Here is a 17,816-nt window from a genome sequence, read left to right on the forward strand (position 1 = left end):
ACCGCCATCACGTGTCTTTCAGCGCTGAACGCGGGTCAAGGCCGACCAGGACGATGTCGATCAAGAGGTTGGAAACGAGGACGATCAAGCCGTAGACGATGACGATCCCCTGCGCGAGCGGAAAGTCCTTGCTCCGCACCGCGTCCACGATCGTGAGCCCGAGTCCGGGCCACGAAAAGATGGTCTCGATCAGCACCGTGCCCGCGACGAGGGAGCCGAGCACGATTCCGGCCACGGTGAGCGAGGAGGTCACCAGGTTCGGCAGAGCGTGGCGGAAGTACAGGCGCCACCTCGACATGCGCTTCGCCCGCGCCGTCCGGATGTAGTCCTGCTCGAACACGGTGAGCGCCTCGACCCTGACGATCCTCGAGACGCCCGCGGCGACCGCGATCGACAGTGCCAGGACGGGCAGCACGTACGAGCTCGGATCGGTTCGGCCCGCCACGGGCAGCAAATGGCTCTGAACGGCGAAGAAGTACACCAGAGCGACTCCCATGAGGAACTCGGGGATGACGGCGAACAGGCCGCTCGCCGAGGTGTAGGCCAGGTCGACGGTGGGTCTGCGGCCGCCTCGGGTGAGCGCGGCGACGACGATGCCGAGCGGGATCGACACCAGGAGCGCCAGCGCCAGCGACAGGAACGCGAGTTCCAGGGTCGCCGGCAGGCGCTGCTCGATGATCGTGGTCACCGGCAGGTGAAGGGAGAAAGAGTCTCTGAGATCCCACGTGAGCAGCCCCTTCCAGAAGTTCAGGTACTGCGTCCACAGCGGGTCGTTCAGTCCCAGGCTTTCGCGTTGTGCCTCCACGACCGCGGCCGTCGCGTTGATTCCGAGGGCATTGCGGACCGGGTCTCCTGGGATCAGCCGGACCATCAGGAAGACGACGGTCACCAGGGTGACCACCGAATACGCGAGCCGCACCAGCCGCCGCACGATGAAGGCCCCCAGTCGCCCACCTCTGCCCCGGAACGTTCCGGTCGCGGAATCCGGTCCCGCCCCGGTTCCCGTCAGCAGGGTGACGGTCGGTTCCGTGGTCACTTCAGCACGCGGATCGCGGAGCCGCCGACGGGCAGGTAGAGCGCCGTCGCGCCATTGAAGTACATCTTGTACGGCGTGACGGACACCGGTATGAGGTCAGCGCTTGTCATCAGGGTCTTCTCCGCCTCGGCCCAGGCCTTGCAGGCATCGTCACCGGTCCGGCCGGCGGCCGCGGCGACGCTGCGGTTGTAGTCCTTGTTGTCGATGGAGGCGAAGTTTGTCCCCGCAGGGGCGGCAGGTCCGGAGAGGTACTGCGGGAAGATGGCCGGTGTGCCCGTCTGGAGGTTGAGCCCCAGCGATGCCGTCCAGCCCGACGGGTCTTTGGCCGCGAAGGTCCGGCTGATGATGTAATTCTCGTCACCACCGTCGAGTTTCACGGCGGCGCCGGCGGTCTCCCACTGCTTCGCGACGTATTCCGCGGCGGCGCTGCCCGTGTCCGTGGAGTTGTCGTAGACAAGTGTGATGTCGACCGGCTTGCCCACCGCGCGCAGGGCCTGGCCGGCGGCGTCCGGGTCGTGGGAAGGCAGATTGCCCTGGACGGTGTCGTAGGCGCACCGGCTCGGGCGTACGGAGAGCAGCGATTTCGCCCGTTCGCCCTTGCCGCCGGTCAGAATCTTCGCGAGGGTGTCGAGGTCGATCGCCTGGGTCAGTGCGCGCCGTACGGCGGCCTCAGCGGTCGGGAGACCTTGATGGTGGTTGTAGACGATCATTCCGGACATGGCCGGCGACGGCTGCGACTTGAGAGCGGCGAGGCGTTCCTCGTCCTTGCCGCTCACTATGGCCGCGTTGAGTTGACCGGACAGCAGCAGGTTCGCTCTGGTCGACGGGCTCGGCACGATCTTGGTCGTCACGGTCTTCGGCATCCCCGGCGTGTTCGAGGTGCTGTTCTTGGGGCCCCACGTGTAGCCCTCTCGGCGGGTCATCGTGATCGAGTCTCCGGCCACGACGCGATCGATGGCGAACGGGCCGGTGCCGTGGCTCCCCGCGGAGAGGCTCTTGGGGTCCTTCAGGCCGCGCTCGCACACCAGCTGCTGCGAGCCGATGTCGTACAGCATGAAGGGCCGCGGCTTGGAGGTGGTGACGGTGAGAACGTTCCCCTTCGCGCTCGCCTTGGCATCTGCCGGCACGACGGATTCCAGGCGCGGCGACTTGTTGGCGGGGTCGACGATCCAGTTGAGGTTGTCAGCGGCGGTCTGCGCGGTGAACGGCGTGCCGTCGGCGCAGGTGATGGCGTCGTTCAGGGTGTAGGTGACCTTGGTCGGGCTTTCGGTCCAGCTCTTCGCCAGGAAGGGCGCGGGCTTGGCCGTCTCGGCGTCGAGGAAGATCAGCGTGTCGTAGGAGTACATTCCGACGATCTGCGCGTTGACGAGGTTGGTGACGAGCGGATTCAGGTCGCCTGGGTCGGAGTCGATCGCGAACGCGAACGTGCCGTCCGTCGCGAAGCCCGCCTGGCCCCCGTCCGAGGCCGAGCCCGAGCCGCCGCAAGCCGCAAGAGCTGGCAGAGCGATGAGGAGGGCTGCGAAAGCAGCGGCGCGTCGATTCATGGCAGGCCCGCCTTAAGGTCCGAGTCGGGGTGTGACGTTGAACACCAAGACTCACCCGCCTGGTCGGAGAGGCGCATCGTACGTCCGCCTGATCTGCGTGCACGGACCTTGGACGATCGACCAACCCGGGACCGGCTGACGCGGTCCCGGTCGCTACGCGGGTGGCCGCGGCGATCGCCGACCGGGGCCGAGGCGGAGTTGCAGCATCAGAGCGAATCGTTCGTCGGGGTCGGCCAGATCCACGCCGCCGATCGTCTCGATCCGGCCGAGCCGGTATCGGAACGTGTTCTTGTGCACGTGGACGGCTCGTGCCGCGGCGGCGACGTCCCCGAAGTGCTCGAGCCAGCTCTGGAGTGTCGGCACCAGCTGGGTGTCGTGTTCGGTGTCGTAGTCCTCCAGGTCGGCGAGCGGGCCGGTCAGTTCGATGCGGTCGGCTGCCATCAGGTCGCCGAGGCGGAGCAGGAGGTACTCGATCGCCACGTCCGCCAGTGACGCGACGCGTCTGCCCGCGCGCGGATTGGAGCTCAGCACCCGCATCGCGGCATCGGCATCGCGCCGGGATGAGCCGAGTTCGCTGACGTCCTCGACGATGCCGCCGAGTCCGGCGCAGAACTCGGTGGTGGTGTCCAGACGGGCGATGAACTCGGCGGCCAGGTCCTTCATGGCGGCCAGCGCCGGGGCGGCCGCGGCACGCACGGGGACGACGGCGTAGACCGCGCCGCCGAGTTGGGCGACGATGGCACGCGGATAGGTGGGCCTGAGGTGTGTCCGAAATGCGGAGGCCGTTCGCTGGATGTCGGCCGCCGTGCGGACCTCGTCGTCGGACTGCAGCGGCCCCAGGACCAGGACGCAGGCCGGCGACGAACCGAAGGCCAGCTGCTGCGCGGCTTCGCGCGCGCCGGTCCCTCCCTCAAGGAGCATGGACAGCAGGGCGACTCCGAGTCGTTGGGAGGCATCGGCGCTGACGCGGGCACGCAGCATCTCGAGCGCGATCACCCGTGCTGCCTCGATCATGGCGGTTTCCCGCTCGGGGGTGAGCGGCCCTGCCACGGCGGCCCAGATGGAGCCGAGAAGCTCATTGCCCGCCTGGACCCTCATCGCCGCCCGAGGACGGGTGCCGGGGGCGGGGTTCTGCATGAACACCGGTCGCTCCGAGGCGTACACGCGGCGGAACATGCCCTGTTCTCTCTGGTATTCGCTGTAGATCTGCGGCACCTGGAGGCCGAGGATCGTCAGGCGGCGCGGCTCGTCGGCGCCGGCCTGGTCGGCCGAGAAGGCGACCACCCGCGACGACAGATCCTCGATGGTGACCGGGGCGTCGAGGAGAGCCGACAGCGAGTTCGCCAGGGCGAACAGGTCTCGGTCCGCATCGCCGCCGACAGCGGGCGCCCCATCGGCACCGAGATGCAGAGCGCCGCTCAGCAACGTCGCCACCTGGATCCACGATGCGCCCTGCACCAGGCCGAAGACGGACACCTTGCCGCGCTCCGCCTCGCGGGCGACCTCCTCGTCGACGGCCAGCGGCTCCCGGATCACGAGGGCCGTGGCCCTGGCTTCGCCCAGCGCTCTGACCAGGGTGACCAAGCTGTCGTCAGCCGCCACGCCGACGCCCAGCACCACTGCGTCCGGCGGGACGTCGGGTTGGTCCAGAGGATCGTGAAGGATGACGGTCGTCACGGCACGAGCCGGCTGACGTGGCCCCGCCTTGATGGTCAGCAGTGTCGAGCCGAGCCGCTCGACCACCCGCCCCAGGTCCGCTGGACTGCTCGTACCGCCTTGCATTGTGTGATCGTACATCTGTGTCCGATTTGATTCGGTCGATCGACCCAGTGTTGGCGCGAAAGCCTCGACAACAATGGGAGTGACGCGTGGCACCGACGAAGGAGCAGCTCAGCGATGAAGGCGTACATCTCCGTCGACATGGAGGGCGTCGCCGGCATCGCGACCCTCGACCAGATCGTGCGCGGCGGGTACGGCTACCCACGAGCCCAGGAGCTCATGACCGAGGAGGCCAATGCCGCGATCGCGGGCGCCTTCGACGGCGGAGCGACGAGCGTGCTCGTGAACGACTCCCACGGGACGATGGACAACCTGATCCACGAGCGCCTCGACCCGAGGGCGCGGCTGGTCTTCGGGCAGCCCAAGGCCCAGTGCATGGCCGAGGGCCTGACCGAGGACTGCGCCGTGGCGCTCTTCGTGGGCTACCACGCGCCGGCCGGCACGCCCGGGCTCTTGGCGCACACCTTCTCCGCCTACTTCGGTGAGGTCAGAGTCAACGGATCACCGGTGTCGGAGGCCGAGGTCAATGCCCTGTACGCGGCATCGCTCGGTGTCCCGGTGGGCCTGGTCACCGGCGATGACGTCATCGGCGCGATCGCGACCGAGATCTTCCCCGAGGCCACGATCGTGACCGTGAAGAAGACACACGGATTCTCGGCCACGGACTCCGTCGCGCCGAGCGTGGCGAGGAACCTGGTGCGGGAAGGGGCCGCCGATGCCGTGGCCCGCGCGTCGGCACTTAGCTGTCCGCCGCCGCCCCCGTCGTTCGAGGTCGAGGTCGACCTGCCCTCGCCGGTGGCCGCCGAGCTCGCCGCCTGCATCCCCGGCTGCACCCGGACGGCCGACCGGACGGTGTCGACAGTCCTCACGGCGTCGGCGGATCTCCTCGGATTCATCACAGTCCTGTACGAACTCGCGGCGAGCAGCGAGCGCGCGCGTCAGGTGCTCTCCGCCCGCCGTTGAGGCCCGGCGCTCCTACCTGTGAGTTCTTCGATGAGGGTGGTGAGCAGTCGCGTACGCGGGAGGATCCACGCGATCTCCGCGTGCTCGTCGCGGGCGTGGGCGCCGCCGCCGACGGCACCGAGCCCGTCCAGGGTGGGCACTCCCATACCCGCGGTGAAGTTCCCGTCCGATGCGCCGCCGACCGTCATCTCCTCCAGCGGAGGATGGCCGAGGCGGCGTGCGATTCGTTGTGCCTGGCTGAACAGCGCCGCCGCCGCGCTCCGTTCCATGGGCGGCCGGTTGATTCCGCCCCGCACCCGGATTTCCGCCGGGACGAGAACGGGCGTGACCTCGCGGATGGCCCGGTCCACGCGGTGCTGCTCCTCGGCGGTGCCGGCCCGGACGTCGACAGCCACGGTGGCCGTCGCGGGCACGGTGTTGGGCGTCGTGCCCGCGCTCATCACCGTCGGGGTGACGGTCGTACCGGCCGCCGGGTCAGCGAGCTGGGCGATCGCCAGCACCACCTCGGCGATCGCGATGGTCGCGTTCACGCCCTTCTCCGGATCGAGACCGCTGTGCGCGGCACGACCGAGCACTTCGATCCGGTAGAGGGACACGCCTTTGCGCCCCGTCTTCAGTGCGCCGCCGGGGCCGGCCGCCTCCAGCACGAGGGCTGCCCGGCAGCGGCCTGCTTCCTGCTCGATCAGTGCCCGTGATGTCGTGGACCCCAGCTCCTCATCGCCCGTGATGAGAAGGGTCACCTGGTCGAGGACGCCGGTGCCGCGGCATCGCCGCAGCCACGCGAGAGCGTGGATCGCCTGGACGAGGCCGAGTTTCATGTCGAAGCAGCCCGGGCCACTGACGACGCCGGCAGTTTCGGTGTAGGGCAGCTCGTCCAACGTGCCGAGCGGCCATACGGTGTCGTGGTGCCCGAGGAGCATGACCTTCGGATCGGCCCCGCGCAGCAGGACATGGTCGACTCCGTCGACGCACAGGATCTCTGGCCGACGCCCCAAGCGCTCATGAACCAAGTCCGCGACCACCCGCGCGGAGCGGCCGACCGCGTCCAGGTCCGTCGACGGCGACTCGGTACGAACGAGTCTGCTCAGATCCTCGAGGAGGAGCGACAGGTTCCCGGACGCCTCCGGCCCGGTGGAATCCTCGGGTGTCGGCTTTTTCCTCATGAGCCGGCAGAGTTCGCGAGCCGGGTGCGCAGGAACGCGGCGAGCAGGTCCGCGGAGTGGTCGTCGAGGTTGGTGAGGACGACGACGGTCATCGCGGTCGCCGGATCGTGGCCGGCGAACGATTGGAATCCGGGCAGTTCGCCGTTGTGGCCCCACATGCCGTCGAAGTTCGCGATGCCGAGGCCGTAGGTGAAGGTGCTGTCGGGCACCGGGTGGGTGCGCATGAGTTCACGCCGGGTCTGCTCCTGGAGGAGGTCGCCGCGCACCGATGCCTCGATGAGCAGTCTCAAGTCGCCCACGGTGGACACCGCGTTACCGGCGGTCCACGCCCAGGACGGGTTGACGCGCGTCGCGTCGACGAGTTCGCCGTCCCGGCGGTGGTACCCACGCAGCCGAGGATCCGGCAGGGCGGCGGCGTCGTGCGTCAGCGGCGGGAGCTCGGTCTCCCTCATGCCGAGGGGGTCGAAGACCAGCCGGCGCGCGACGTCCTCGACTCGTGCGCCGGTTACGTGCTCGATGAGCATTCCCAGCATGATGTAGCCGGCGTTGCAGTACGCCCAGGAGGTGCCGGGCTCGAACTGCTGCGGGTTCCGCAGGGCGACTTTGAGCAGCTCGGAGGGAGTCCAGAGCCGGTCGGGCTCGAGGAGCAGACCGGCGACGAACTCCTCCGAGGTGTAGTCGGGCAGGCCCGAGGTCATGTCGAGGAGACGGCGAACGGTGACTCCTCGCGGGACCTGTGGCTCTGCCAGATGGACCTCTATCTCATCGTCCAAGGAGAGGTCTCCGGCTTCCGCCAGGCGTAGGACGATCAGCGCCACGATGGTCTTCGTGAGGCTCCCGATCCTCATGCGGCTGCCGGCGGTGAGCCGCACCCCGGTGGCCAGATCGCAGACGCCGAGCGCACGGGTCCAACTGCCGTACGACGGACCGCTCACGTGGACGACGGCACCCGGGATGCCCAATCGCCGGCGCTCTCCGTCCAAGGCGCCGAGCAGGTCTGGAGTCGAGGACGCATACGCATCCGATGCATTCTCAGGCAAGCGGAATCCTCACTCGTGGGTGTTATGCCGACCTTCGCATCATTGTCCTCACCAGGTATCGGCGCATTGTGCCGAAGGCCGGAAGCGGCGCGAATCCCTCGTGCGATCGACCGAATGCCCGGGAGAGAGCTCTGACTACTGTGAGGCCCAGAAGACGGGGGCCGGTCACCTTGGGAGGAGAATCGCGTTGTCGAGCGTTGAGAAGGACGAGCTCGCGGAGTCCGGCGACACAGGGATCGTCGGACCGCCCGATTCCATCAGGCAGCTCCCGCGTTTCGCGGGGCCCTCCACGTTCGCCCGCCTGCCGCGGCTCGACGAGGTCTCCCGGGCCGACGTCGCGATCTTCGGCGTGCCGTTCGATGCCGGTACCACCTACCGGCCAGGCGCACGATTCGGCCCGGAGGCCATTCGCGCCGGCTCCAAACTCCTGAGGCCCTACCACCTCGGGCTCGAGATCGAGCCGTGGTCGAGGTTGCAGATCGCCGACGCCGGTGACGTCGGCGTGACTCCCTTCGACATCGCCGAGGCGGTGAGTCAGATCGAGTCGGCCGCTCAGCGGCTCTACCGAAGTGCTGACCGGATCATCACTCTGGGCGGCGACCACACCGTCGCCCTCCCGATGCTGCGAGCCGCCCATCGGCACCACGGCCCCGTGGCACTCATCCACTTCGACGCCCATCTCGACACCTGGGACAACATGTTCGGTGCGCGGCTCACTCACGGCACTCCGTTCCGCCGGGCCACCGAGGAGCGACTGCTGGCGGTGAACCACTGCGCCCATGTGGGCATCCGCCACACAACCCCGGCCGCCAAGGATCTGGAGGACGACAGGGAGCTGGGATTCGCGACGATCTCCACACTCGACGTCGCGCGGCGCGGCATCGAGCACGCCGCCGACCGGCTCCGGGAGAGAGTGGCTGATCGGCCGGTCTACATCAGCATCGACATCGACGTGCTCGATCCCGCCCATGCGCCCGCGACCGGCACCCCTGAGCCCGGCGGACTGAGCACTCGGGAGCTTCAGCTGCTGCTGTACTCCCTCGCGGACCTCGACATCGTCGGTGCGGATGTCGTCGAGGTCTCACCCGCCTACGACCACGCTCAGATCACCGCGCTGGCCGCCGCCGGTCTCACGTTCGACCTCCTGGCCATGGTTGCCCGGGGAAGGTAGTCATCGGAACGGCCCCAGTCCGGGCCGCGATCTCGATGGCGGGCACGCCGTCTGTCAGCGCTCTTGGCGAACGCGACCACCGAAGGGGTCGTCCGCGAGCCCTTGGTGTTGGTGACAACGGTCGGCTCACCGCCTTCCAGCACGCACACGACCGAGTTCGTCGTGCCCAGGTCGATACCGACGGGTCGGGTCATCACCGGCCTCCTTCCTTGCGGCCCTCCTCCTCAGCACCAGATCCGCCTTGCGCGGTTCACCGCCACCACAGGCGCGCCGTGGGCCAGCCGAGCCGCGGCACCTCACGCGTATCACGGCCGCGTCTTCTCGGGACGGCAGGTCCTCCCAACCCTCCAGCAAGTGCCGCCGTACCCCACTCCGCACCGCGTCCTGCGGTATCCAGAACACCCGCCGACTCGTCACTCTGCGATCCCTCTCGACGTACATCGACACGCACATTCAATAGGGAATGGATGTTGCCGCCGTAGGTGAACTGGTCCACGATGGCCGCCCGCGCCGTCCTCGCTGGAGACGACGTCGATGCCGAGGATCTCGCGGTGGCCGTCGGCGTTGACGCCGGTCGCGACCAGCGCGTGCACGTTGACCGTCCGCCCGCCCTCACGCACCTTCTGTGTGAGTGCGTCGATCCAGACGAACGTGTACGGCCCGGCATCCAACGGCCGGTTACGGAACTCGCTCACCATCTGATCCAGCTCCCGGGCCATCACGCTGACCTGCGACTTCGTCAGCTTGGTCACCCCGAGTTGCTCGGCCAGCCGTTCCACCCGCCGGGTCGAGACGCCCAGCAGGTACGGGGTCGCCACCACCGAGGCCAGCGCCCGTTCGGCGCGCCGCTGCCGCTCCAGCAGTCGATCTTCCCTCACGGGTATCAAGGTGACGAATAGGTTTGAAACCCGTACACCACTCCCATGGCCGCTAACCAGCGAAGACATCGTCTTGCTGCCGAAACGATCGCTGTCGCAGGAGACCGACAAACGCTGTCACTTGTCACCGACAGCACCACATGTGGCGCCGTTCAGCAGATGCTCGAACCGATAGGCCTTGACGTGCCCGCTGTGATCGGCCAACTGCCGGGAATTCTTCCGCGGCACATCGGCCAGCAGGCTCCGGAACAGGTCAGGAAAGGCCGCGCGACTCAGGCCGGGTGAACATCGGCCCAGTAAGTGTGCGCTCATCCGCCATGGCCTCAGCGTGTCGACCGCAGCGCACCCGCACGTCGGTGGGTAAGGATGCGTGCGGACACGCAAGCCCGTACGGCCGAAAACCGTTTGCCCCGATTGGCGGGCTCAGGGGAATGTGGTGTCCATGAGGCTCTGACGGACAGCACCCCCTCTTTCGAGATGCCACGGCGCTCACTCGCCGCCGTGATGCCGCACGCCCATACCCCTGTTCAGCGAAGAGAGCGTCCTTGTCTCAGCACCCTTTCCCCACGGCCACGGTCACCGTGTTCGCCTCCCCCACCAGCTGGATCGAGTCCGATGCCGTCGCGCAATGCCATCAGGTGGCCGCCCTCGACGGCATGACGCACGTCGCCGCCATGCCAGACCTGCACCCCGGCAAGGGCGCCCCCATCGGCGCCGCCATGGCGTCGACCATCCTGTACCCGTTCCTGGTGGGCTCCGACATCGGTTGCGGGATCGCCGTGTTCCCCGTCAAGCTCAAGCGTGCCGTGCCCGAGAAGCTCGCCGCCCGGTTCCCCGACCTCGATCGCGCGCTCGACCCTGAGCAGGATGCCGACGACCCGGCCTGGGCGGTTGTGAAGGGCGATATTCCCGCCGGTCACGTCGAAGGTCTCGGGACGGTCGGCCGAGGTAACCACTTCGTCGAGCTGGCGCGAATCGGGACCGTCTTCGAGCCGGACCACGCGAGCCGACTCGGGCTCGCCGCCGATGACCTGGTTCTCATCGTCCACAGCGGTTCCCGAGGGTTGGGCGAACGGATCCTGCGCGCGCACACCGAGGTCCACGGCGCGGGCCCCGCTCCTGATCCCGATGCCTATATGGCAATGCATGACGACGCCGTACGCTGGGGATCACTCAACCGGCGGCTGCTGGCCGCCCGGGTCGCCCATGCCCTGGGGGCCGAGCCCACCGAGCCGATCATCGACCAATGCCACAACCTGGTCGAAATCCGCGACGGGATCTACCTGCACCGCAAGGGAGCGGCGCCGGGTGACGGCCGCGACGTGCTCATCGCCGGTACGCGCGGCACCCCTTCCTACCTCGTGGCCGCCCACGCCGGGCCGGGCGCCGGCCATTCCGTGGCGCACGGCGCCGGTCGCAAGATGTCCCGTGCCGACGCCCTGCGCCGCGGGCGGGCCAAGCACACGGTCGAAGAACTGCGCCGCACACCGGTGGGATCGCTGGTGGTGTGCGGCGACCGCCAGTTGCTCTTCGAGGAGGCGCCGACGGCGTACAAGCGCATCGAGCAAGTGATCGCCGACCTCGTCGAGCACGACCTGGCCACGCCCGTGGCCACCACGATCCCGCTGGTCACCTACAAGACGCCCGACCTCGGGTCGGCGCCCCAGAGGGCCGGCCGGGAGCAGCGCCGCAAGCGGGGGCGGCGGTGAGCGACCAGGCGGTGAGCGACCATCTGACAGTGAGCGTCCACCTGCTCCTGTCGGCCGGGCGCGGCCCACAGGAGTGTGCCTGGGCGCTGGCCCGGCTGCTGCACCGCCTGGAAGCCGACGCCACCCAGCAGAATCTGGAGACTCACCGGGCCCATATCGCTCCCGGTGACCGGCCCGGCACCTACCGATCGGTCCTCATCCGGATCGCGGGAGACGGCTCCGAGGCGTTCGCCGCCTCATGGACCGGAACTCTGTGCTGGCAGGCGCCCAGCCCCTACCGGGTCAACACCGGCCGGAAGAACTGGTACGTCATCTCCCAACCGTGCCAGGTCGACGCCCCGCGTACGACGTTCGCGGAAGGAGACGTCGACATCGTCGCCTGCCGCACCGGCGGCCCCGGCGGTCAACATCGCAACAAGGCCAGCACGGCAGTACGAGCGACCCACCGGCCCACGGGGCTCGTCGTCGTTGTCGACACCGAGCGGCAGTTCACCCTCAATCGCCGGATCGCCATGCGGCTGCTGCGGGAGCGCATAGAGCATGGCGACGAGGCGGCGGAGCGCGCCGTCATCGCCGCCCGGTGGCGTGTCCACGATGAGCTCGTACGCGGTAATCCCACCCGCGTCGAACGCCCGGAACCGTCGAAGCAGGACCTGATCCCGCAGGTGCGGACACGCCGGCGGCGGTGACAGTCCACCCCGGTCACGCCCACCGCTCTGGGTCAGGTGGAGATCGACAACCTCGGATCGACCAGGCGCTCGTTGCGCGGGTGGTGGATGTTGAGCTGCGGCCGCAACATCGCGAGCTGTCCTCTGAGTGAGAGCATTTCGGAGTCGTTCCACAGCTCCTTCGCGCCGAGCCCGGTGCAGTTGATGATCACCTTCTGCGTCAAGGACGTGAGCACGTCCGCGCTGTTGATGAATCTCCGATTCACGAACGTGACGCCGCGCGCCCTCAGGTCGCGTTCCAGCCTGGGTATGAAGATGGGCGGTTCGACGAGCAACGTCCGGTACCTGCATCCGGAAGTGTTGTGCCCCTCGAACGGCAGACGCCGCAGGTATTCGCGCTGCGGAAACAGCCCTGGCACGCGGTCGTGCACCACCTCGATACCTGAGGTGGCGTTGACGCTGTAGTTGTCACACTCGGAGACGCCGAAGCCCTTGCCGATGCAGGCCTTGAACATCGTGTAGGCGGTTCTGATGATGTATTGGAACCTGCCGGTCAAGGGCCGCGACGGGTTCCTGTGCGGCGCCGTGTGGGCCTCCATTCGCACTACTTCAGCGATCCCAGGGTGCCACCGAAGCCCCACGTCCTGCTCAACCAATGGGACTTCGTCAAGCTGGCCAACAGCCTCGGCGTCCGGTCCCACCCACTCCGTCGACACTGCGGCGGAGCTCGACCTGGCGCTCGCCACCGTGAAGACATCCACGGCCCCGGCGCTGATCGTCGCGAAGGTCAACCCGCGCGGCCTGCCGGCGCGGTTGCCCTGACCCGCGCGGCCGCTGGACAGGCTGCCGGCCCACCTATGAGCGGATCGTGAGCAGGCTCACCAGGAGGGTGGTCAGTTTCGCCAGGGACAGTTCGCGTCCCCGGGCCGTCAGGCGTTCGTACTCGTCCTGCGGGAGGGCTTCGCGTACGGCGGCGGCCTCGCGGGGGCCGTCCATCGGGTCCATCAACTCGGGGGAGAAGCCCACCCGGCGGCCGACCGCCGCCACACCGCCCATCAGCACGGCTGCCTGCTCGGCCTGCCCGGTCAGTACGAGGGCGTGGGCGGCGGTGTGGATGAGCACAAGCCTGGAGGTGACGTCCTGGTGACGGTCGAGCGCGTTCAGGATGCCGGCGGCGATCTCCAGAGCACGCCGGCCGTCACCACGATCGCACGCGGTCTTCATGGCGGCCCACGCGGCGGAGCCGGCCGCCCAGTCGTGGCCGCAGGAGTCAGCAGTCGTGATGGCTTCGGCCAGGATCGCGGCAGCGGCCGGAAGATCTCCTAGAACGCGGGCGAGCGTGCCCTGAACCATCAGCGCCTCGGCCACCAGCCAGTCCTCGCCGGCCCGCCGGGCGAGTTCGACCGCGCTGCGGGCGAGCGCCGGAGCGTCAACGGGCATTCCGGCGAGTACGCCGAAGTGCGTCTGGTAGACCCGCGCGGAAGCCTCGACCACCAGGTCACCGGCCTCCCGTGCCTCCTGCTCCGCCAGCACGACGGACTCGTACGCCCGCACCGGATTCCCGGCCAGATAGCTGAGCCCGCTGACGGCGAGCCGGGCCCTCCCCCGGACCGCCGGCTCGGCGTGCGGCGCCGCGGCGAAAGCCTTCGACATCCAGGACAGGCCTTCGGCGATGTGGCCCATGCGGTACCAGAACCAGTACAGGGCTCCGCCCAATCGCAGCGCGTAGTCGCCGTCACCGGCGGCCAGCGCGGAGGCGAAGGCGGCGCGGAACTCCGGCTGCTCCCGGGTCAGCCGGCCCAGCAGCACGGCCGCCTGAGGGCCGTGGAGCCTGCGCTCGGCGCTCTCCGCCTGGGCCAGGACCCAGGCACGGTGCCGTTGCTGGGTCCGCGCGAGGTCGTCCAGGTCGAGTTCGCGCAGCGCGTACTGACGCAGCGTCTCCAGCAACCGGTAGCGGCGTGGAGCGGTCCCGGGCTCGACACCGACCAGCGACTTGCGGACCAGGGCCGACAAGGGAGGCAGCACGGGAGTCTGGCCTCCGACCACGCCGGCGGCGTCGAGGTCGAACCCGGCGGCGAACACGCTCAGCCGGTGGAAGAGCCGCCGTTCTTCGGGTTCGAGCAGCCGGTGGCTCCAGGCGATCGTGGACTCCAGCGCACGATGCCGGGCGGGCAGGTCGAGAGGGCCGCCGACCAGGATGCCGAAGCGGTTTTCCAAGGCGTCGGCGATCTGGCCGATGGAGAGCATCCGGCATTGCGCGGCGGCCAGTTCGATGGCGAGCGGAATGCCGTCGAGGCCGGCGCAGAGCCCGGGGATCCGGTCGAGGTCGTCCACGTCGGGGGACCATGTGGACAGCTCGGCAGCTCGTTCCCGGAAGAGTTCGGCGCCATCGCCGTCAGGGTCGAGCGGCCGTACCTCGTAGACCGCCTCGCCCTCGACGCCCAGCGCTTCGCGGCTGGTGGCCAGCACTCGCAGGCCGCCGCAGCGGCTCAGCAGCACACCGGTCAGGGTGGTGACCGCGTCCAGCAGGTGTTCGCAGTTGTCGAGGACCAGCAGCAGCCGCCGTCCGGCGAGCACAGCCGACAGGTCTTCGGCCGAGGATGCCCCGGGGATGCCGACGGCGGTGCCGATCGTGGCGGGCAGCAGCTCGGGTGAGGTGAGGCCGGCCAGTTCGACCAGCCACGGCCCGTCGGTGCTGTCGGTACGGGCTCTGGCCGTCTCCAGCGCGAGGCGGGTCTTGCCCACTCCGCCCGGGCCGGTGAGGGTGACCAGCCGGTACTCGGTCAGCAGACGCTCCACGGTGGCGATGTCGTCTGTACGTCCGACGAGGCTGGACAAGGCGAACGGCAGGTTACCGGCGGGCGCCGCCGCCGGACGGTTGTCAGAGGCGACGGAGGCGGTGCGGGGCCCGGTAGCGGCGGGAGTGGCGCCGCCGACGTGAGCGCCGGCGGTTCCGGCGGAGCGGGCGGGCGGCGGGTCGAGCCGGGGGTCCTGGGCGAGCACCGCGGACTCCAGGTCGCATAACGCGGGTCCGGGGTCGATGCCCAGCTCGTCAGCGAGCCGTCGCCGTGCCGTGCGCAGCGCCGCCATCGCATCAGCTTGCCGCCCAGACCGGTACAGGGCGAGGACGAGCAGCTCCCAGCCGCGTTCGCGCAGCGGTTGCTCGGCCACCAGGGCCTCCAGCTCGCCGACCGCCGCGGCGTGCCTGCCCAGGTCGATGGTGGCGGCCAGCCGGTCCTCGTACGCGGCCGCACGCAGGTCCTCCAGCCGGGCCGCTTCCGTGAAGGCGAAACCGGCCCCGCCGAAGTCCGCGTAGGCGGGACCACGCCACAGCTCCAGCGCCTCGGTGAGCACTTCCACGGCGGGGCCCGGTCTGCCGCCGTCCAACGCCCGCCGCCCCGCCATGGCGAGGTCGGCGAAGCGCTCGGCGTCCACCGCGGCCGGATCCGTCCGCAGCGCGTACCCCATCCCCTCACGGACCAGCAGCCGGGGCGGAGCGCCGGCCGGGCGTTCCGGCTCCAGGGCCCGGCGCAGCTGGGAGATGTACGCGTGGAGGGTCGTCGGTGAGGAGGGTGGTGAGCCTTCCCACGCCTGGGACGTGATCCGCTCGGCGGAGACCATCCTGCCCCCGGCGATCAGCAGGACAGCGAGGATTGCCCGCTGTCGTAGACCCCCCAGGCCGACCGCCTGTCCCGCCAGCTCGGCCCGGAGCGGACCGAGCACCCCGAACCGCACGATATCGGGAGCGACCCCACCCATCGGCCTCCCTCTCGCACGTTATGAAGATCTCCTGCGAGAGTAATCGAAGGGCTGCGGCCCAGGAAGGGGCGGGAACGGGTGCCTGGTGCGGCTGTGGAGACGGTCAGCTCGAGCAGGTGGCCGTGACCGAGACGTACCGGCGGACGGCGTCTCCGTTCGTGGCCGTCACCGTGAGCATGTCGCGGCTGAAAGCATCGGAGTCCGTGTCCAGGCTGGTCGAGACCGACACTCCGGTGACGGCGGTGATCTTGATCGTCCCGGTCAGCATCGTGGGGGCGTACGAAGGGCACATGACCAGGAAGGATCTGGTGGCGCCGGGCTCGACCCAGACCGCGTTGCCCGCGCCGGCCGTCGCCGCCGAGGCCGGAGCCGCGATGGCCGTCAGCCCACCGGCCACGGCGGTCGCCAGGATGATGCCCGCGGTGATGTTCTTGAACATGATGATGTCCTTTCGGGTTTCGGATGCCGAGGCTCGGAATGAGCCCCGACTCAGGTTTCGGATGCCGAGGCTCGGGATGAGCCCCGACTCGGGTTTCGGATGCCGAGGCTCGGGATGAGCCGCGACTTCATTGACCGGCCGGGATCTGCTCCCGGGCCGGAAGTCGGAGGTGTCCCGGGCCGCCGCCGGACCGCGGCCGGAGCACGCGGGCCAGGACACCGGGCGACAACAGGAGCTGTGGAGGGGCCTGCAGGTTGGCGACGCTCAGGAAGGCGTGCCCGACCACCGGGTCCGCTGCCGCGGCCACGTGGAGGCGGGCGATGTAGCGGTTGAGCAGCTTCACGCGCAGCGGGCGTGGCGCCTCGACGGACGGGAACCGCAGATCACCACCGACCGACAGGTCCCAGGGCACGTCGATGATCCGCGCCGCCCGCTCGAAGAAGCGGCGGGCCAGGCCGTCGCGCCGGCCGTCCGCCAAGCACTCACGCAGGGCGACGGCCTCGCAGGCGGCCACCGTCATGCCCTGCCCGTAGCTGGGATTGAACTGGCACAGGGCATCGCCGAACACCACATAGCCCTCGGGGAAACGGCCCATCCGTTCGTAGCGGCGCCGGATGCTCACGGGAATGCGCATCCGCCGCGGCTCCCCCAGCGGTTCCAGGCGCTCCAGGAGGCGGTGCAGGTCCGGGACCGGAAGCCGGGCGGCGAACCCGTGGTACCCGTCCGGGTCGACGGGTGGGACGTCGTCGCCCATGCCGAACAGGGTGACGAGCCAGCGGTCTCCCTCGCCGCTGAGTGCGACCCCACCCCTGGGGACCGACGCGCTGTGCCCCACCACCATGGCGGCGAAGTCGGCGTCGCCCGGCCGCCGGCGGTACTCACGCGAGACGTACTGCAGCCCGGAGTCGACACGTTCCTCCGGCGCGGGCTCGTATCCCAGCCGGCGCAGCCACTCCGCGCCCCGGTTTCCCCGGCCCACGGCGTTCACCACGAGATCGGCCGCCATGTCCTCGGGCCGGTGCCCCGAACGCTGGAGGCGTACTCCGGTGACCGCGCCGTCCCCGCCGGCGATCGGCTCGACCACCTCGCAGCGTTCGTGGATCATCACGCCGGGAAGATTCGCGACGCGGGACCGCAGGTACCGTTCGAGTTCCGGCCGGCTCACCGTCAGGCCGCGCAGCCGCGAAGGCGCGGGGTGCAGCAGCCGGCCGTCGTTGTACCAGCGGACGTCGTCCTGGATGTCGCAGGCGGTGGCGCCCGCGGCGACCAGGTCCGCGGGCAGCCCGGGGAACAGCTCCTCGAGGATCTCGCAGCCCCGGGACAGCAGCCCGTGCGCGTGATGCCCCTGCGGCACACCCCGCCGGGGGACACCCTGGACGGGCAATGCGTCGCGGTCGATCACCGTGACCCGGTCGAACGTCTCGCGCAGCACCCTGGCCGCCAGGAGCCCGCCGATCCCCGCTCCCGCGACGACGGCGTGTCCGGTAGGCGGGTGTCCGATGCTTGTCATGGCGCCACCGCAGTACGGATCATCCGCTTGATCATGATTCACCTCGTTGTTCGGCCGCCCGGACCAGGCGGCGCCGCGTTCACAACAACGAGAGTGGGCCGGCCTGCTTCGAGGCCGGTGGGAACCGGCTTTCCCAGCGACTTCCAAGGCTCACTTG

14 protein-coding genes and 2 pseudogenes are annotated in these 17,816 nt (G+C 69.4%); 5 read left to right on the top strand and 11 right to left on the bottom strand.

The annotated features are described in order from the left end of the window. Positions 1-7: 7 nt before the first annotated feature. The 3 genes from AB0J16_RS21835 to AB0J16_RS21845 form a co-directional block, all read right to left on the bottom strand. Entirely contained in the window at positions 8-1,036 is a 1,029-nt protein-coding gene (locus AB0J16_RS21835) for an ABC transporter permease (RefSeq protein WP_358542124.1), read from the bottom strand. Further along, positions 1,033-2,580 carry an ABC transporter substrate-binding protein gene (locus tag AB0J16_RS21840; protein ID WP_358542127.1) on the bottom strand — a complete coding sequence of 516 codons (1,548 nt, stop codon included), beginning with the start codon at positions 2,578-2,580 and terminating at the stop codon, positions 1,033-1,035. The genes AB0J16_RS21835 and AB0J16_RS21840 overlap by 4 nt, the downstream gene beginning before the upstream one ends. Before the next feature lie 153 nt (positions 2,581-2,733). Beyond that, positions 2,734-4,362 (bottom strand): helix-turn-helix domain-containing protein, encoded by a 1,629-nt coding sequence (locus AB0J16_RS21845; RefSeq protein WP_358542129.1) that lies wholly within the window; start codon positions 4,360-4,362, stop codon positions 2,734-2,736. 114 nt (positions 4,363-4,476) lie between these two features. On the opposite strand from AB0J16_RS21845, the gene AB0J16_RS21850 reads away from it, so the two are divergent. Beyond that, entirely contained in the window at positions 4,477-5,322 is an 846-nt protein-coding gene (locus tag AB0J16_RS21850) for a M55 family metallopeptidase (protein WP_358542131.1), read from the top strand. Here the strand turns inward: AB0J16_RS21850 and AB0J16_RS21855 are convergent. After that, the gene (locus AB0J16_RS21855) at positions 5,298-6,485 is read right to left on the bottom strand and encodes a M20 family metallopeptidase (RefSeq protein WP_358542134.1); all 1,188 of its coding nucleotides are present in this window, start codon (positions 6,483-6,485) and stop codon (positions 5,298-5,300) included. The genes AB0J16_RS21850 and AB0J16_RS21855 overlap by 25 nt on opposite strands. After that, a complete protein-coding gene (locus AB0J16_RS21860; protein ID WP_358542136.1) occupies positions 6,482-7,525 on the bottom strand; it encodes a serine hydrolase domain-containing protein in 1,044 nt (347 codons plus the stop codon). The genes AB0J16_RS21855 and AB0J16_RS21860 overlap by 4 nt, the downstream gene beginning before the upstream one ends. Positions 7,526-7,712: 187 nt before the next feature. Here AB0J16_RS21860 and speB point away from each other — a divergent pair, with 187 nt between their 5' ends. After that, positions 7,713-8,696 (top strand): agmatinase, encoded by a 984-nt coding sequence (gene speB / locus AB0J16_RS21865; RefSeq protein ID WP_225301984.1) that lies wholly within the window; start codon positions 7,713-7,715, stop codon positions 8,694-8,696. Between the two features lie 59 nt (positions 8,697-8,755). On the opposite strand, the pseudogene AB0J16_RS21870 reads toward speB, so the two are convergent. Both AB0J16_RS21870 and AB0J16_RS21875 read right to left on the bottom strand, forming a co-directional pair. After that, positions 8,756-8,890, bottom strand: a pseudogene (locus AB0J16_RS21870) (Hsp70 family protein); the annotation flags it as partial. A 312-nt stretch (positions 8,891-9,202) separates the two neighbouring features. Further along, a pseudogene (locus tag AB0J16_RS21875) lies at positions 9,203-9,565 on the bottom strand (transposase); the annotation flags it as partial. Between the two features lie 54 nt (positions 9,566-9,619). Between AB0J16_RS21875 and AB0J16_RS21880 the strand changes: the two are divergent. From AB0J16_RS21880 to prfH, 3 genes are all read left to right on the top strand, one after another. After that, positions 9,620-9,859 carry a hypothetical protein gene (locus tag AB0J16_RS21880; RefSeq protein WP_358542138.1) on the top strand — a complete coding sequence of 80 codons (240 nt, stop codon included), beginning with the start codon at positions 9,620-9,622 and terminating at the stop codon, positions 9,857-9,859. Between the two features lie 260 nt (positions 9,860-10,119). Further along, positions 10,120-11,283 (top strand): RNA ligase RtcB family protein, encoded by a 1,164-nt coding sequence (locus AB0J16_RS21885; protein WP_358542140.1) that lies wholly within the window; start codon positions 10,120-10,122, stop codon positions 11,281-11,283. Then, positions 11,280-11,972, top strand: a complete 693-nt coding sequence (prfH, locus tag AB0J16_RS21890; RefSeq protein ID WP_358542143.1) for a peptide chain release factor H — start codon at positions 11,280-11,282, stop codon at positions 11,970-11,972. Before AB0J16_RS21885 ends, prfH begins: the two co-directional genes overlap by 4 nt. 32 nt (positions 11,973-12,004) lie before the next feature. Here the strand turns inward: prfH and AB0J16_RS21895 are convergent, their stop codons facing one another. The 4 genes from AB0J16_RS21895 to AB0J16_RS21910 form a co-directional block, all read right to left on the bottom strand. Then, a complete protein-coding gene (locus AB0J16_RS21895) occupies positions 12,005-12,550 on the bottom strand; it encodes an FAD-dependent oxidoreductase (RefSeq protein ID WP_358542146.1) in 546 nt (181 codons plus the stop codon). 256 nt (positions 12,551-12,806) lie between these two features. Next, a complete protein-coding gene (locus AB0J16_RS21900; RefSeq protein WP_358542148.1) occupies positions 12,807-15,710 on the bottom strand; it encodes a BTAD domain-containing putative transcriptional regulator in 2,904 nt (967 codons plus the stop codon). Between the two features lie 103 nt (positions 15,711-15,813). Further along, positions 15,814-16,149, bottom strand: coding sequence for a hypothetical protein (locus AB0J16_RS21905; protein ID WP_358542151.1), 336 nt, complete (start codon positions 16,147-16,149; stop codon positions 15,814-15,816). Between the two features lie 127 nt (positions 16,150-16,276). Next, positions 16,277-17,659: an FAD-dependent monooxygenase gene (locus AB0J16_RS21910; protein ID WP_358542152.1), complete on the bottom strand. Its 1,383-nt coding sequence runs from the start codon at positions 17,657-17,659 to the stop codon at positions 16,277-16,279. Positions 17,660-17,816: the final 157 nt, after the last annotated feature.

The sequence above is a fragment of the Nonomuraea sp. NPDC049750 genome (assembly GCF_040659625.1).
Lineage (GTDB): Bacteria > Actinomycetota > Actinomycetes > Streptosporangiales > Streptosporangiaceae > Nonomuraea.

Coding starts and splice junctions, on each gene's coding strand:
- AB0J16_RS21840 (WP_358542127.1), bottom strand. CDS start 2,580: ATGAATCGACGCGCCGCTGCTTTCGCAGCCCTCCTCATCGCTCTGCCA.
- AB0J16_RS21845 (WP_358542129.1), bottom strand. CDS start 4,362: ATGCAAGGCGGTACGAGCAGTCCAGCGGACCTGGGGCGGGTGGTCGAG.
- AB0J16_RS21850 (WP_358542131.1), top strand. CDS start 4,477: ATGAAGGCGTACATCTCCGTCGACATGGAGGGCGTCGCCGGCATCGCG.
- AB0J16_RS21855 (WP_358542134.1), bottom strand. CDS start 6,485: ATGAGGAAAAAGCCGACACCCGAGGATTCCACCGGGCCGGAGGCGTCC.
- AB0J16_RS21880 (WP_358542138.1), top strand. CDS start 9,620: ATGGCCGCTAACCAGCGAAGACATCGTCTTGCTGCCGAAACGATCGCT.
- AB0J16_RS21895 (WP_358542146.1), bottom strand. CDS start 12,550: ATGGAGGCCCACACGGCGCCGCACAGGAACCCGTCGCGGCCCTTGACC.
- AB0J16_RS21900 (WP_358542148.1), bottom strand. CDS start 15,710: ATGGGTGGGGTCGCTCCCGATATCGTGCGGTTCGGGGTGCTCGGTCCG.
- AB0J16_RS21905 (WP_358542151.1), bottom strand. CDS start 16,149: ATGTTCAAGAACATCACCGCGGGCATCATCCTGGCGACCGCCGTGGCC.
- AB0J16_RS21910 (WP_358542152.1), bottom strand. CDS start 17,659: ATGACAAGCATCGGACACCCGCCTACCGGACACGCCGTCGTCGCGGGA.